The 14,913-nt window shown below is 63.6% G+C and carries 11 protein-coding genes and 2 pseudogenes; 4 read left to right on the top strand and 9 right to left on the bottom strand.

Annotated elements, in window-relative coordinates; genetic code table 11:
* Positions 1-237 precede the first annotated feature (237 nt).
* Positions 238-1,203: a zinc-dependent alcohol dehydrogenase family protein gene (locus QOC76_RS00645; protein WP_526353104.1), complete on the top strand. Its 966-nt coding sequence runs from the start codon at positions 238-240 to the stop codon at positions 1,201-1,203.
* A gap of 228 nt (positions 1,204-1,431) precedes the next feature.
* On the opposite strand, the gene QOC76_RS00640 is transcribed toward QOC76_RS00645, so the two are convergent.
* The 6 genes and pseudogenes from QOC76_RS00640 to QOC76_RS00615 form a co-directional block, all read right to left on the bottom strand.
* Positions 1,432-2,595 (bottom strand): acyl-CoA dehydrogenase family protein, encoded by a 1,164-nt coding sequence (locus tag QOC76_RS00640; protein ID WP_526353102.1) that lies wholly within the window; start codon positions 2,593-2,595, stop codon positions 1,432-1,434.
* A gap of 33 nt (positions 2,596-2,628) precedes the next feature.
* Positions 2,629-4,047: a phytoene desaturase family protein gene (locus tag QOC76_RS00635; protein WP_526353100.1), complete on the bottom strand. Its 1,419-nt coding sequence runs from the start codon at positions 4,045-4,047 to the stop codon at positions 2,629-2,631.
* Entirely contained in the window at positions 4,044-5,867 is a 1,824-nt protein-coding gene (locus tag QOC76_RS00630; protein WP_526353098.1) for a DUF3556 domain-containing protein, read from the bottom strand. Before QOC76_RS00630 ends, QOC76_RS00635 begins: the two co-directional genes overlap by 4 nt.
* A 33-nt stretch (positions 5,868-5,900) precedes the next feature.
* Positions 5,901-7,367, bottom strand: coding sequence for a class I adenylate-forming enzyme family protein (locus QOC76_RS00625; protein ID WP_526353106.1), 1,467 nt, complete (start codon positions 7,365-7,367; stop codon positions 5,901-5,903).
* A gap of 168 nt (positions 7,368-7,535) precedes the next feature.
* Positions 7,536-8,342 (bottom strand): annotated as a pseudogene (locus tag QOC76_RS00620) (ABC transporter permease); the annotation flags it as partial.
* A gap of 279 nt (positions 8,343-8,621) precedes the next feature.
* A complete protein-coding gene (locus QOC76_RS00615; protein WP_526353096.1) occupies positions 8,622-9,518 on the bottom strand; it encodes an SDR family oxidoreductase in 897 nt (298 codons plus the stop codon).
* Between the two features lie 111 nt (positions 9,519-9,629).
* Between QOC76_RS00615 and QOC76_RS00610 the strand changes: the two genes are divergently transcribed.
* Positions 9,630-10,307 carry a winged helix-turn-helix transcriptional regulator gene (locus tag QOC76_RS00610; RefSeq protein ID WP_526353094.1) on the top strand — a complete coding sequence of 226 codons (678 nt, stop codon included), beginning with the start codon at positions 9,630-9,632 and terminating at the stop codon, positions 10,305-10,307.
* A 26-nt stretch (positions 10,308-10,333) separates the two neighbouring features.
* Here the strand turns inward: QOC76_RS00610 and nagB are convergent, their stop codons facing one another.
* Both nagB and QOC76_RS00600 read right to left on the bottom strand, forming a co-directional pair.
* The gene (gene nagB / locus QOC76_RS00605; RefSeq protein ID WP_526353092.1) at positions 10,334-11,119 is read right to left on the bottom strand and encodes a glucosamine-6-phosphate deaminase; all 786 of its coding nucleotides are present in this window, start codon (positions 11,117-11,119) and stop codon (positions 10,334-10,336) included.
* Positions 11,120-11,155: 36 nt separating this feature from the next.
* The gene (locus tag QOC76_RS00600) at positions 11,156-12,367 is read right to left on the bottom strand and encodes an ROK family transcriptional regulator (protein ID WP_526353090.1); all 1,212 of its coding nucleotides are present in this window, start codon (positions 12,365-12,367) and stop codon (positions 11,156-11,158) included.
* Positions 12,368-12,471: 104 nt separating this feature from the next.
* On the opposite strand from QOC76_RS00600, the gene QOC76_RS00595 reads away from it, so the two are divergent.
* Entirely contained in the window at positions 12,472-13,944 is a 1,473-nt protein-coding gene (locus tag QOC76_RS00595; protein ID WP_526353088.1) for an amino acid permease, read from the top strand.
* A 14-nt stretch (positions 13,945-13,958) separates the two neighbouring features.
* Complete coding sequence (locus QOC76_RS00590; RefSeq protein WP_526353086.1) at positions 13,959-14,609, top strand: HAD-IA family hydrolase; 651 nt, start codon at positions 13,959-13,961, stop codon at positions 14,607-14,609.
* 35 nt (positions 14,610-14,644) lie between these two features.
* Here QOC76_RS00590 and QOC76_RS00585 read toward each other — a convergent pair.
* Positions 14,645-14,913, bottom strand: a pseudogene (locus tag QOC76_RS00585) (ribonuclease BN); the annotation flags it as partial.

The following is a 14,913-nucleotide window of genomic DNA, read 5'->3' as shown; positions in this document are numbered from 1 at the left end:
CGTTGTCATAGTCCGCGAGGGCAAGAACTTCAAGGGACGCTTCCTGGCGGCCGTACTCGCAACGATCGGCAAGGGCGTATTACGGAAGGCATTCGTCCACAGCGTCAAGGCCATCGAAACACGCAGCGACGCCGAATTCGGCGATAACTGCTGTCAAAAATAACCAGCCTAGCCGATATACCGTATCCGTTAGGCAGGCTCACACAGCCGCCTAACCCTCGATGGAGAGGAATTGATATGCGCGCCATCCAGATTGAACAGTTCGGCGACCCCGCACAGGCGATCCGCGTCGTCGACATCGAGGAGCCGCCGCCACCGGGTCCGCATGAGGTTCTGGTGAGCGTTGAGCTCTCGCCGTTGAACAAACACGACCTACTGGTTGTCAGCGGCGTGCTGGCGCGACCACCCCTGCCCCACATACCCGGCGCAGAGGGGGTCGCCCGCGTGCTTGCCACTGGCGCCGAGGTCGATGGACTTCAGGTCGGCGATCTGGTCGTGCTACCCCTGTATGCCGGTGCGTGGCGTGAGCGGCTCGTCGTGCCCGCCGACGGCCTGTTCGCACTCCCCGCCGGCGACATCGAGCAGTACTCGATGCTGGGCAGCAACCCCCCGACAGCAGGGTTGATGCTCAGTGAATACACCTCCCTGCACCGCGGTGACTGGGTGGTTCAGAACGCCGCGAACTCCGGTGTGGGGCGGTCATTGATCGCGCTAGCCAAACTTCGTGGACTGAAGACGATCAACCTGGCCCGTGACGACGCAACGTTGGCCGAGCTGACAGCAGCCGGGGCCGACGTGGTCCACGCCGATGACCCCGATGCGGTCGGCGATGTTCGAGCAGTGATCGGCGACGCGCGAGTGGCGCTGGCAGTGGACTCCGTGGGTGGTCCAGTGGTGGCGCGGCTGCTCGAATTGCTATCCGACGGTGGACGGTTGGTCAGCTATTCCTGGGCCAGTGGCGAACCCATGTGGGTCGACACCCTGGCACTGGTCGGCAAGCACCTCACGGTCCACGGATTCTTTGTCGGCGACTTCGACTACCGCGACAAGGTGGTGCCTGTCATTCGTGAGGCGGCACCGCTGGTAGCCGACGGCGCCCTCGTGGTCCCGGTGGCGGGCGTGTACCCCCTCGAGGACATCCAGGACGCGGTGTCGCATCAGCTCCGTGGCGGCAAGATCCTGCTGACAGTGGCGGGGCGATGAACGCGAGTACAGCGGGCGGCTGAAGATTCGCCACTTTCGTGAGGCAAACGTGAGAAGAAAATTGTTCGCCGTGACCTGAGAACTGGCCCGCGACGTGCGAAACAACCGCTTGTATGACGCCATCGATAAATGTGCCTATGCGCTCTGTCGGCCAGCCCCGGCGCCCGCACGTTCCATGACCAACGTGAACCGCCCCGGTGAGTCAGAGGAACCGGTTCTGATTCTGGCTCAGCCGGCCAATAGGGCGCGCGACATCACGATGTGCTGAATTTGATTGGTGCCTTCGTAGATTTGGGTGATTTTGGCGTCGCGCATCATCCGCTCGGCCGGGAAGTCACGGGTGTACCCCGCACCGCCGAGCAGTTGTACTGCCGACTCGGTGACGTCCATCGCAACGTCCGACGCGAAGCACTTGGCGGCCGCCGAGATGAAGGCGAGGTTGGTCTCGCCCCGATGTGCCCGAGCCGCCGCGGTGTACACCATCAGCCTTGCCGCCTCGATCTTCATCGCCATGTCCGCGAGTTCGAATTGGATGGCCTGGAAACTGGATATCGACTTGCCGAATTGCTTGCGATCCTTGGTGTACGCGACCGCCACGTCTAAAGCACCCTGCGCGACGCCGACAGCCTGCGCGCCGACGGTGGGCCGCGTGTGGTCGAGTGTCTTCAGCGCCGTCTTCAGGCCGGATCCGGGTTCGCCGATTATCCGGTCGCCGGTTACGTAGCAGTTTTCGAAGTACAGCTCGGCGGTTGGGGAGCCTTTGATACCCATTTTTCGTTCCTTGGGGCCGACGCTGAACCCTTCGTCGTCTTTGTGCACCATGAACGCGGATATACCGTTGGCGCCTTCATCGGAGTCGGTTACAGCCATCACGGTGTACCAGGTGGACTTGCCGCCGTTGGTGATCCAGCACTTGGTGCCGTTGAGGATCCATCCATCGCCGTCGGCGCGGGCGCGGGTGCGCATGCTTGCCGGATCCGATCCGGCCTCTCGCTCGGACAGTGCGTACGAGGCCATTGCGCCGTTCGCGATGTCAGGCAAAACCTTCTGTTTGAGGTCTTCGCAACCGGCGAGGATGAGCCCCATCGTGCCGAGCTTGTTCACTGCCGGAATCAGCGAAGAGGAGCAGCATCCGCGGGCAACCTCTTCGACAACGATGCAGGTGGCCACACCGTCGGCTCCTTGACCGCCGTAGGCCTCCGGGACGTGGACGGCATTGAAGCCGGACTGGTTGAGCGCATCGAGGGCTTCCTGCGGGAATCGTTCTCGTTCGTCGCAATCAGCCGCGTGCGGCACGATGTCGCGCTCGGTGAGCGCGCGAATCGCGGCGCGCAGTTCGTGGTGCTCGTCGGTCAGCATGAACAAATCGAACGAGGTGTCAATGGCGGTCATGCAAATCTCCTTGGTGAGGGGTGGTGGTTGTGGTCAGTGTGTTAGATGTGCGAGCGCGGTCTGTGCGGCGTTGTAGCCGCACATGCCGTGCGCGCCGGGGCCGGGTGGCGTGGCTGCCGAGCAGATGTACATGCCCGGTATGCCGACGCGGTAGGGCGTCAGCGTGATTCGTGGTCCGAAGCTGAGTTGGCGGATGTCCTTGCTGCCCGTCATGATGTCGCCGCCTACGAAATTGGCGTTGTAAGAGGCCATCTGCGTTGTCGAGCGGACGGTGTGGCCGACGATGCGGTCACGGAACCCCGGCGCGAACCGCTCGATCTGGTCGATGATCGCCGCGGTGGCGTCACCGGCGTAGCCGTTGGGAACGTGCGCGTAGGCCCACACCGGATGAGTGTTGCCGACGGATCGCTTGGGATCGGCCAGATATTGCTGTCCGACAAGGACAAAAGGCCGCTCCGGCATGCGCCCTGCGTGGATGTAGCGTTCGGTCGCGGCGAGTTCGGCGAAGGGGCCGACAACGTGCACCGTGCCTGTGCGGCGGGCTTCAGAGTTGGTCCAGGGGACACCGTCCTCGACGGCGAAGTCGACCTTGAACGCCCCAGGGCCACGGCGGAATCGGCGGTAGGCGCGTGCGACTTGTCGCGGTAGACGATCGCCGAGAATGGCCGCGACGGCTTCCGGCGCCAAGTCGAACATCGTCACGTCGGCGGGCGGAAGTTGTGACGCCGCCTCGATGCGCGTGCCGGTTTCGACCTTGCCTCCAAGGTCGGTCAACAGTGCCGCCATCGCATTGGTGATCGATTGCGACCCCCCGGACGCAACTGCCCACCCGTGGCGATGTCCGGCGGTGATGATCCCGAGCCCGATGGCCGACGTCATCGGATAATGCAGCGGCCGGAAGGCGTGCGCTGCAACGCCTCCGAACAGCGCCTGCGCCACGTCGGTACGAAACCATCGCGCCAGGGCAGAACCCGGCAGCACAGTCGGCGCACCAAACCGGGCAAGCGCCAGTGGGTGGTGCGGCACTCGGAGCAACGGCCCCATGATGTCTTCGGAGAGCGCGTCAAAGCTCTTCGACGGTCGGTCGAACAACGCTCGCCACTTCCACCCGTCGGCGCCGAGTCCGTCAGCGGTGGACCCGACCGAGCGGTAGAGCACACCGGCGGTGCCGTCGTCGAGCGGGTGGGCACAATCAATCTCGGGTAGGCGCCATGACAGCCCGTAGCGATCCAGACCGAAATCGTTGAGGAAAGTCGAACCGACGGCCATCGGATGGATCGCGGAACAATGATCATGCAGCAGGCCGGGGATGAGCGCCTCGCTGCTGCGGGTGCCGCCGCCGATCTCGTCGGCTGCTTCTAACACAGTGACCTGCACTCCTGCCTTGGCGAGCGTCACCGCGGCAGCCAGGCCATTCGGCCCGGCCCCCACGACGATTGCGGTGGTGCTCATGCGAGCGCTCCATGACCGTTGTTGCGCTTACCCCGGTTCAAGGTCGGTTCCACGCGGTCCCGTTCGGTGACGAGCGACCAGGTGACCTCGGTGGGGATCGGGCCGTTGGGCAGCCACGGCTGCTCCGCGACCGCGTCGGCCACCTTCCACGTCCCACGCTCGATCACTCCAAGCGCCGCGTCGATCACCTTGTAGTGCTGGACCTTGCTGCCCCAGCCCTGTGCCTCGACCCAGACGACGACGAGCTCGCCCGGTTCGAAGGCCGCTTCGCGCTGCACGGCTGCAATGAGGTCTTCGTTATGTAGGTGCCCGTCACCGAAGTTGAACCCGATCAGTGAGTTACAGGTGAACTCCGCCTCGCGGACGGTGCGGGTGTCGATGTCGGGCAGGGTCTTCAAGAGCACCGAGAACAGGCCTCGGCCCTGACTGTGCATGGTGCGCCACGCGATCGTCGACTGCATCGTGATTTCGGCCCACTGTGGCTCATAGCCGAACTCGACGAACTGGTCGACCTGGTTCTTCGCGGTGCGGGTGACCTTGTTCAGCTTGGCCTCCGCGCCCGGAGTGAAGGCCCATACCGCCGAGGCCCAGTTGCCGGCATATTGCCGCATCGACGGAAGGAACGACACCTTGTCGGGGCGGAAATTGCCCAGGATCGGGAAGAAGACCAGCGCGGCCACGATCAGCGCTGTGAGCCACGGCGAGGACATGTCTGTCACCGCGTAGCCATCCCAAGCCGGGAACCCGAGGAACAGGAAAACGCTGGCGTAGGCGAAGAGCACGTTCCATTCCAGCGGGACTGCCAGCGGGAACGTCGAGACGATGAACAGGTGGAACGCGACCATGAGCACCACTGCCGGCACCGTCAGCCACTTGTCGGTCGAGAAGAGGAGAACCATCGGGGTGATGATCTCGACTGTGGTTCCCGCGACGTGGGCCATGATGTCGGCGATGCGTGATGGCCGCAGGTCGCGCGGGAAGTCGCGGTAGTGGGCACGTTTGATCCATTTGAACGGCATCGACGGGCTGTTGCTGACCATCGGCGGGATGACGTTGGCGAAGTGCTTGCCGAACTTCGACACCCCGGCACCAACCCAGACGACCACGATTAGCAGCTTGAGCGCGATGATCATGTCGACGAATGGCAGCACGGTGAACAAAACCAGTGCTGGTAGATACTGCTCACCGCGTGCGCCGAGGAAGACGGTCTTGTCGCGCAATCCCATCGCCACCAGGAGCGCGATCGGCGCGATCAGCAGTGCAGGGCTGACCAAACCGGAAGTGTTGGCTGGCATCACCCGCGACAGCGAATCACTGTGCACACCAGGCGAGAGCAGCGGAACTACGACGCTGACCAGTAGTGCGACATAGAGTGTGACGTCGAACCAGGTTCGCCTGTCGCCGGTGGTGAACGGCATCCACTTCCACGGCCTCAGTCGGATGGTTCCCGGACGCGCCCAGAATAGGATTCCGCCGGTCATCGGCTTCACTTTGCCGGCCAGCGGTCCCCACGACCCTGCGATACCGATGACTTCGAGCAGCACCGTCCACAGGATGGCCTTCTGGTACACGATCGGCTGGTTCCACCACTCGGAGACATGCCAAAACGCGGGAAGCCCAGAAGTCAGCGTCGCGATGACGACGCCACCGAAGGCGTACAAAAGCACCAATTTCGCGATGTAGACGGTGTGGATCATCTTGGGCGATCCGAACCCGTTCTCGCCCCAGTTCAGCGCCAGGATTCGCATCCGCTCCATGAGCGGCTTCTGCAGGAAGGTATCCGGATCGACGTTGGGCAGACCCGGTTTGGTAAAGCCCATTTCATTTCTCCTCTGTCTTGAGTAGTTGTCGGTTCAGTGGGTTGGGGTGAGCCGTTGTCGCAATATGGGTTTGGCAATCTTGCCGACGGCGTTCTTGGGAAGGTCATCGAGGATCGTGATGTCAACGGGCCGTTTGTATTTTGATAGCGAGTCAGCGAGGTGCGCGCGGATCACGTCCACTCCGAGCTGCCTGTCGGGGTGCAGTGAGACGAACAACACCGGCTCCTCGCCGTAGACGGGATTCGACCGGGCGACGACGGCAGCTTCGGCGATCTCCGGCAGCTGGTGAACCACGGTTTCGATCTCGCGGGGGTAGATATTCTCACCGCCGCGGATGATCATGTCCTTGGCACGGTCGACGAGCACCAGGTAGCCGTCCTCATCGAAGCGCCCGACGTCGCCGGTGTGTAACCAGCCGTCGACAATGGTTTTCTCGGTTTCTTCGGGGCGGTTGAGGTAGCCACGCATCAGGTTCGGCCCCTTGATGACGACCTCTCCCGCTTCACCAGAGCTCACCGGCGCGCCGTTCGAGTCGACCACCCGAATGGTCTGGCCGGGCAAAGGGAGTCCCACTGTGCCGGCCTTGCGCTGCCCGGCAAGGGGATTCAGTGTGCTTGCGCATGTCCCTTCGGACAACCCGTATCCCTCGACGATCGGGATGCCGTAGCGGCTTTCGAACTGCTCGAGCAGTTCGATGCTGGCCGGAGCGGCACCGCAGATGGCGAACCGCACCGAAGACGTGTCGGGCTTAACCTCCGCGGGCAGACCACTCAGGATCGTATAAATCGTTGGTACGGCTGAGAAATACGTCGCACCGCTTTGTTCGATTCTGTCGAAAAACGTCTTCGGGCTGAATCGGCCGGCGATCGTTGTCCTGCCACCGGCCAGAAGTGGCGCGAGGGTGCTGATCACGATCCCGTTGACGTGGAACAACGGCAGGATCAGCAGGCTGTGGTCGGCGCTGGTCAGTGTGAACGCGTCGATGACGCCGCGGCACATGGCGATCAGATTGCAGTGATCCAGCATGACGCCTTTGGGCCGACCCGTGGTCCCGCTTGTGTAGATCAGCAGTGCCAGCCCGTCGTCGGCAAGTTGCGCGGGCCGCAGCGGCCCGGTGGCCGGTGTCGACGTCAACTCGCTTGCGGTGACCACCGCCCGATCGCCGGTATCGAAGCTCGGCACGGTGTCGACAATCAACACCTTGGCGTCAGCATCGGCGAGCTGATAGCCGACTTCCACCGGTTGCAGCGCCGGATTGATCGGCGTGACCGCAGCACCCAGCCGCCAGGCGGCGAACAGAGTAACGACGAGGGCGGTGGTGTTGGGCAGCATCGCCGCCACCACGTCACCGTCCGCCACCCCATGGCGGTGGAGCGCCGCGCTGGCGCGCCGCACGGCCTCCATGAACTCGCGGTTGTTCAGGCTGATGTTGTCGTCGGCGACGGCGGGCGCGTCAGGGTCTTTTGCCGCCCGCAGTTCTGGCAGGTCCCGCAGGGTCATGGGTGCTCCTCTATAACAACGAAGTGTGTGATGGGTGGCAACGCTAGGCAGGCAAGTGAGCCGTGACACCGTCGTCGGACAATGAAGATGGGTAGGGCTTTTGTTCTCCGGCGACAATCCCGGGAGCCGAACACGGCCGCGATACCGCCAGCCGTTCACGCCGCGGACCAGCCTGATCTTCCACCGCACGAAAACGGCAAAGAAGATGCTGAGCATGACGAGCATGGCCATGTCGAAGACCCATGCGGGAGTGGTGTGCGTCTAGTGCGAATCCCGCGGGGCGAGCTGCGCCGGCACCAGGGACGTCAGGTCGACCGTCGACGCCGACGCTGCGAATCCCCATCGAGCAGGCGTGGCCCACGACATCGGATCGAGCAGAATGCGGTTGGTCACCGGAATCAAGCCGCCGGAGAACACCAATTGCGCCATCACTGTTACCACCAGCAACGGCACGATGTGCTCGTTGGACCGTGCCACTGCCGACAACGGCAGCCCCAGGATGGCCGATGCATCGCACGTCGCGGCGATGTCAACGAACAACTCGACGCTCGCACTCTGTAGTAGAACAGCGCCCTGCGTCGGCCCGCCTTTGCCACTGATGACGATCGCGACCAAGACTGCCGACTGGATCGCCGCGGCCGCGCGGTACACCACGATCTTGGCCAGCAGGTACGCACCGGTGGACAGGCCCACGGCTTGCTCTCGTCGAAAGATCGCCCGCTCTCCGATCAGATCTCGGATGGTCAGTGCGATGCCCATGGAGATCGCGCCGACGTTGAGCAACACCAGGATTTGACCCGGTTCGTTCGGCGCGTCACCGAGGGGATCGGGGACGCCGAACCCAACTTTTCCGCAGACCGCCAGCGAGAGCACGCCAAGGATGAACGGCACCAGCGTCAGGAACGCGAGGTAGCCGCGGTCAGCAAGGATCAGCCGTACCTGCCGACGCGCAATCGTCGAAAACTGGCGCAGCAGAGGGCCTTTAACCGGCATGTCAGGATCGCAAGGCTTGGTGATCTCTGACTGTCCATGCAGAGGCGCGATTTTGTGTGCAGAGCGCTTGAGGAAGCTGCGGTGGACCCCGTCGGGATCGGCGCCCACCTTGACGAAGATATCGGCCCAATTTCGGTATCCATGGCGCGGCCGATTTCGTTCGGAGGTCCGCTGGCTTCCATCGGCTCCGCCCAGAGCTCGAAGTCGTGAGGTTTCTCGTAGGAACGAAGATGCGGCCTCGAACTGGTGGCGCCAGATCCATCAGCTGACGTTGGCGGCCTGCCTAGGTAGAAATTCGGCCGCGTGTTGCCGGGCGAACTGGGCGAAGCTGGTCGGCTCGACGCCGAACCTCTCGTGTGTGCTGACGTCTACGTACGACTTGACGCATCTCGCGCGTTCGCTGAACAGCTCGTCAAGCAGGTCGAGGGCATCGGGCGGCAATCCGGCGGCGGCGAGCTGGCGGCGCTTCTCGTCCAGTGAGACAGCGCGGTAGGCGAAGGGGGTGCCGGTGGCCAGGGAGATTCGGTCGACGATCTGGGTCATCGTCAGCGCCTCGGGCCCAGTCATGAAGTACCGCTTGCCTTCATGGCCCTGCGAGTGCAGAAGCGCGACAGCAACCTCAGCGATGTCGTCTATGTCAACGGGAGAAAGTTGGCTGTCTCCGATTGGCATCACGAGCTCGCGTTTGATCGGGTCGACACCGGTCACCGTGTTGGGCAAGTAGAACTGCATGAACTGCACCGGACGGATGTGAGTCCAACCGATCCCGGAGCCTTCGAGGTAGCGCTCGACGTATGCATGCCAGCGGCCCGCCCGGAATGCATAGGGGTCGAAGCCGATGCCGGAGTCAATTCCCGCGATCTTCACTATGTGTTGGACGCCAGCTGATTTGGCGGCCTCGATGAATGTGCATTGAGTGTCCATCATCTGCACTCCTGCGGTGGAGATCATCAAGGAGCGGTCGACCCCGTCGAGGGCGGACGAGAGGGTGCTGGGAGACAGCATGTCGCCAGTTACCACGTCGACGGTTGGTAGTCCTTCGAATTGCGCCGCCTGGGCAGGCTGTCGTACGAGCGCCCTCACGGGCAAGCCTTGACGGGCGAACTCGCGAATAACGGCCGAGCCGGTTAATCCCGCGGCTCCGGTAACCAGAATCATCATTCCTCCTCAGGGAAGCGCCGTCTGCGCCTCACTTGCACATTAAAACTTTCTAGTTGCAAAAAACAAGTGCCAACTTTCGAATAACTATTCTCGTGCTAGCCTGGCCGTGTGGCGACCGGACCAAGAAGGGGCGCGCCGAGGACCGAATTGGATCGGCGCAGCTACGGGGATGCGTGCGCTACCGCGCGGGCCCTCGATGTTGTGGGGGAGCGGTGGGCGCTCCTGATCGTCCGCGAACTGCTTTTCGGCCCGAAACGCTTCGGCGACTTGCAGTCCGGGCTCGCCACCGTACGTCCGAACGTTCTGTCACAGCGGCTTCGGGAGCTCGAGAGTTCTCATGTCATTCGCCGGCGTCGCCTCGGTCGCCCCGCCTCAGTGTGGGTCTACGAGCTCACTGAATGGGGACAGCAACTTGAAGGTGTACTGCTTATGCTCGGCGAATGGGGACAGGCGCTGCCCCTCGACGCTGAGGAAGTGAGGATCAGCATCGATGCCCTTATGCTTGCGCTCAAGACTCACTTCGACGCCGCCAAGGCGCCGACGCTGGCGGGCACAATTCTCGTCGGCATCGATGGCGATGTCTTCACGGTCGCCATCGAGGAGGGCAGGCTGTCGATCTCAAGGACAGAACCTCCAGACTTCGACGCGGCAATCTACACCGACCCGGCCACGTTCAAAGCGCTCATCATCGACGGCGAATCGCGACAATTGGCCGAAGCCCAAGGGCGACTCAGCGTCGCCGGGGACTTTCAGGCGATCGATGACCTACTGAGTGCGCTCCTCTGACCTGTAGCGCCGATCGTGCGTGTCACCTATACATCGGTACTTCGTTGCGGCGGCGGATGTCTCATCGCGTACCGGTAGAAGTCGGCGTTGTCGAGCCGGGATGCCGCTGTCTCGTCGACGACCACCGTGACGTGAGGATGCAGTTGCAGCACCGAAGCCGGGCAGCTTGCGGTCACCGGTCCCTCGACCGCCGCGGCAACGGCAGCGGCCTTGTGGGTCCCCGTCGCGATGAGGACCAGGTGCCTGGCAGCGCTGATCGTACCCAGCCCCTGGGTGATGACATGACGAGGCACCTCGTCGACGCTTTCGAAGAACCGGGCGTTGTCCTGTCGGGTCTGCTCCGTCAGCGTCGCCACGCGGGTACGTGAGCCCAGTGACGAACCGGGCTCGTTGAACCCGATGTGCCCGTTCGCCCCGATGCCGAGTAGCTGGACGTCGACAGGCCCCAACCGGGTGATCAAGGCGTCGTATTGTTCTGCTGCAGCGACGATGTCATCGGCCACCCCATTGGGACTGTGCACGTGCGCAGAGTCGATGTCGAGGTGGTCGGTGAACTCCGCCCGAATGACGTGCGCATACGACTGCGGATGACTCGGAGGCAGACCGACATACTCGTCCAACAGAAACGCCCGGGCTCGGCTGAACATCAGGCCTTCCTCGCGATGCCGACGTATAAGATCCTGATACACCGATAGGGGCGAGGAACCCGTAGCCAAACCGAGTGTGGTGGAGCCCGATCGCACCGCGCGGTCGAAGATGTCGGCAACAGTCACGCCGCATTCCTGCTCGTGCTGTCTGATGATGACTTCCATCGTTCACTTTCTGTCGTTGCGATGACTCCGGTGAAGTCACGCCTCGCTTGCGGCTCGGCCCAGGACGCGGCGGTCAAACACTAAATCCCACGCTGTGTCCATCGCCGTTGCGATAGCGCCGACGAGGACGGCGTCGTCACCCAGATGTCCTCCGACGATGTCGGGAACCAACGGAATCGTCGCGGCGAGCTCTTGGCGGATCGGACCGGCAAGCAGGTCGGCGTTGCGACCGATACCCCCTGCAAGCACGATCAACCCGGGGTCAAGCACGGCGGTCACCACCGAGACGACCCGTGCCAGCTTTGACGCTTCGTCCGCAACCACTCGCACCGCGCGTTTGTCACCGCCGCGAGCCGCGTCGAAAACTGACTTCGCCGACGACAGGTTGAGTCCCGCCTCGCGGGCAGCCGACACGACCGCGTCGCCCGCCGCCACGACTTCGACCGGACCTGGCCGGTGAGCCGCCACGCCCGCCGGAACACGGCCGTAGGGCAAATCCGCGATCTCCCCGGCCGCGCCGTGCGCCCCGCGAAACAGTCTGCCGTTGACCAGGATTCCCATTCCGATTCCCGTGCCGACGGTCAGGCACGCCACCACGCCTACGCCCTGCGCCACGCCGCGCGCATGCTCACCGACCGCGCACAGATTGGCGTCGTTCTCGACAATCACCGTCGACCCGTTCGATCCCAGCAGCGTCAAGAGTTCGTGCAGCAGGCCACGCCGTTCCCAGCCGGGCAGATTCGGCGCTCGATATACAGTGCCCGTCGCCGTGTCAGGGATGCCTGGGGTCCCGAGGACGGTAACCACGATGTCGTCGGGGGCGAGCCCGGCCTCGGCAACCGCACGGTCAACGCATTCCGCGACGGTTCGCACCAACGTGGCCCCTGAGCGGCTGCGGTTCGTCTGCTCGATGCGGGCCACTATCGCCCCGTCCAGGTTGGCGACCGCGACGTGAACCACCCGGCGCCCGACGTCGACGCCGACGATGTGGCCTGCGTCCGGAGAGGTCCGGTAGACGACTGCGGCCCTGCCGGGACGATCCGCCCGCCGACCTATTGCGCGCACCAGGCCACGCTGCTCCAGATCCAGAAGCGCTTGGCCCACCGTCGGTTTGGAGAGGCCGGCCTTACCCGCGATCTCGGGACGCGTTGCCTCACCATGCTCTCGCAGCCGATTCAGTACGAGTCGCTGGTTGAGGGCGCGCATGCTCGCCGGCGTTCCCGCTTGCGGCGCAGTGTGGCTTTCCACCGCCACCTCCATTCCCGTCGGCGCCGGATTCTACAAACTCTTCCACCTCCGCCAGTTCTATGTTAAGAAACTTTCCTAACGAATAAAACCCACGGAGGTGCGTCGTGAGCTCACCAGAGACACCGGCCATGGCTGCGGGGTCCCCGCAGCCCGCGCTCGAACGCAGCATCGGTCCGCTTCAGGCGACTGCGATCAACATGACCCAGATGTGCGGCATCGGCCCATTCGTCACCATCCCCGCCATGGTGGCCGCGATCGGCGGCCCGGAGGCCATGTTCGGCTGGGTCATCGGCGCCCTTCTGGCGCTCGCCGACGGGCTCATCTGGGCCGAACTGGGCGCCGCCATGCCCGGCGCCGGTGGGACCTACATCTACCTACGCGAAGCGTTCCAATACCGCACCGGCCGGCTCATGCCGTTCCTTTTCGTGTGGAGCGCGGTGCTCTTCATCCCACTGATCATGTCCACCGGAATCATCGGCCTGATTCAGTACCTCGGCTATCTGATTCCCGGCGTTACCTCCGATTCTGGAAATACCCTCCTGGGCAAGCTCATAGGCGTCGGCATCACCCTGATGGTCATGGCGGCGTTGTTCCGCAGGATCGGCCAGATCGGCAAGCTGACGACCGTGCTGTTCGTCGTCATGTTGGTCGCGGTGCTCAGCACGATCGCCGCGGCATTCTCACACTTCAGCGGCGCACAAGCGTTCGCCTTCACTCCCGGCGCGTTCAGCTTCAGCGGAGGAACGTTCTGGATGGGACTCGGCGCGGGGCTGATCATCGCGATCTACGACTACCTCGGGTATAACACGACTGCCTACCTGGGCGCCGAGATGCGCGATCCGAGCCGGACCATCCCGCGGTCCATCGTCATTTCGATCCTCGGCATCATGAGCCTGTACTTCCTGCTGCAGGTTGGCGTCCTCGGCTCAATCCCCCTCGACGAGATCAAGAACGCGACGTCCGTCGCCTCCGCGGTACTCGAGCAAGCCTGGGGGTCGGCCACTGCGCGCGTGATTACCGTGTTGATCGTTGTGGCGGCCATCGGCTCGGTCTTCGCCGGCCTACTCGGCGGGTCCCGCGTCCCGTTCGAAGCCGCCCGAGACAAGGTGTTTCTCCCCGTCTTTGGCAGGCTGCACCCGAAACTGAACCTGCCCACTGCCGGTGTACTCACCATGGGTGTGATCACAATCATCGGCTCGTTGTTCACGCTGACCACGATGATCAACGCTGCGGTCGCGACCCTGGTCATCATCCAGTCCTTGGCCCAGGTCGCCGCGATTGTCGTCCTGCGCCGCCGGCAACCGAATCTGGTGCGCCCGTACCGCCAGTGGCTATATCCGGTGCCGACGATCCTCGCGTTGGTCGGCTGGGTCTACATCTACGTGTCAGCGACCTGGCTCTCGATCGGCCTGTCCGTGGGCTGGATTTTCATCGGCTGCATCGCTTTCCTCATCTATGCCAAGGGGGAGCACACCTGGCCGTTCGGCCCGAAAGAAATCAACGAAGCCTTCGCGGACGAGGCGACGGGAGGTGACCCACTGGTGAGCGGTGGGCTCTCGCCCGCTGATGACGCCTGACATAGGGTGCGCCCATGTTGCACGCCAGGGCGATTCTGTTCGACATCGATGGGACGTTGGTGGACTCCAGCCCTGTCGTCGAAAGGTCTTGGCGCGCCTGGGCACGGGAATACGGCGTCGACGCGGAAGAAGTACTGCGGGTCTGTCACGGCCGGCGCACACAGGACACGGTGGCGGAGTTCGTCACGCCGCAGCAGCTGGCTGTCGCGGTGGCTCGGCTGCAGGCACTGGAGTTGGCTGATTTCGACGGCGTGACGGCGTTGCCCGGCGCGCAAGAGCTCCTCGATGTTCTGCCTCCTCGGCGGTGGGCCGCGGTGACGTCGGGCGAGCGAGACCTGATGGCTGGTCGACTTTCGGCGGCGAAACTACCGATTCCCGAGACCATGATTTGCGCCGAAGATGTCGCCGTCGGCAAGCCGAGCCCGGAAGGCTACCTGCAGGCGGCCGCCGCGTTGGGCTTCGTAGCCAGGCAGTGCGTGGTCATCGAGGACGCGCCCGCGGGTATCGCCGCGGGATTGGCCGCCGGCGCGCGAGTCGTGGCAGTCACCACCACCCACACTGCCCACCAAGTGGCGAACGCCGATGTGATCGTGGCCGATTTGTCCTGTCTACGTGCGAGATTGACTGATGACGGTGTCGCGCTGAACGGACGCGAAGTCCGATAAACGACGGCCGCCAGCGGCTGGTCGCCCTGATGGGGCTACGCAGAGTCGGGTTGATCAAACGACACATCGACCTGTTCAAAACCTTTGGCCCTCTCGGCTTTCGCCCGGGCGCTATAGGTATGTCGATCGGCGGGGGTGAGTTCGACGTTGTCGGTGAACGGGGTCAGCAGGGCTCGTGGATATAGCCCCTTGACCCGCACGACATTGATTTCGGCACTGAGCACCAGACTTGTCGAGATGAGGTATAGGAATGCCAGCATCCCCAGCACCAGTGCGAAGACGCTGTTGGTCGCGCTGGCTGTCT

This window comes from Mycobacterium sp., assembly GCF_032159565.1.
Taxonomy (GTDB): Bacteria; Actinomycetota; Actinomycetes; order Mycobacteriales; family Mycobacteriaceae; genus Mycobacterium.
The sequence above is the reverse complement of the archived record's forward strand: the minus strand, read 5'-3'. Positions and strand labels throughout refer to the sequence as shown.

Excerpts from the sequence above, each read along its gene's own strand:
- QOC76_RS00640 (WP_526353102.1), bottom strand. The coding sequence starts at position 2,595 with ATGACCGCCATTGACACCTCGTTCGATTTGTTCATGCTGACCGACGAG.
- QOC76_RS00630 (WP_526353098.1), bottom strand. The coding sequence starts at position 5,867 with ATGGGCTTTACCAAACCGGGTCTGCCCAACGTCGATCCGGATACCTTC.
- nagB (WP_526353092.1), bottom strand. The coding sequence starts at position 11,119 with ATGGAAGTCATCATCAGACAGCACGAGCAGGAATGCGGCGTGACTGTT.
- QOC76_RS00645 (WP_526353104.1), top strand. The coding sequence starts at position 238 with ATGCGCGCCATCCAGATTGAACAGTTCGGCGACCCCGCACAGGCGATC.
- QOC76_RS00625 (WP_526353106.1), bottom strand. The coding sequence starts at position 7,367 with ATGACCCTGCGGGACCTGCCAGAACTGCGGGCGGCAAAAGACCCTGAC.
- QOC76_RS00590 (WP_526353086.1), top strand. The coding sequence starts at position 13,959 with ATGTTGCACGCCAGGGCGATTCTGTTCGACATCGATGGGACGTTGGTG.
- QOC76_RS00615 (WP_526353096.1), bottom strand. The coding sequence starts at position 9,518 with ATGATTCTGGTTACCGGAGCCGCGGGATTAACCGGCTCGGCCGTTATT.
- QOC76_RS00635 (WP_526353100.1), bottom strand. The coding sequence starts at position 4,047 with ATGAGCACCACCGCAATCGTCGTGGGGGCCGGGCCGAATGGCCTGGCT.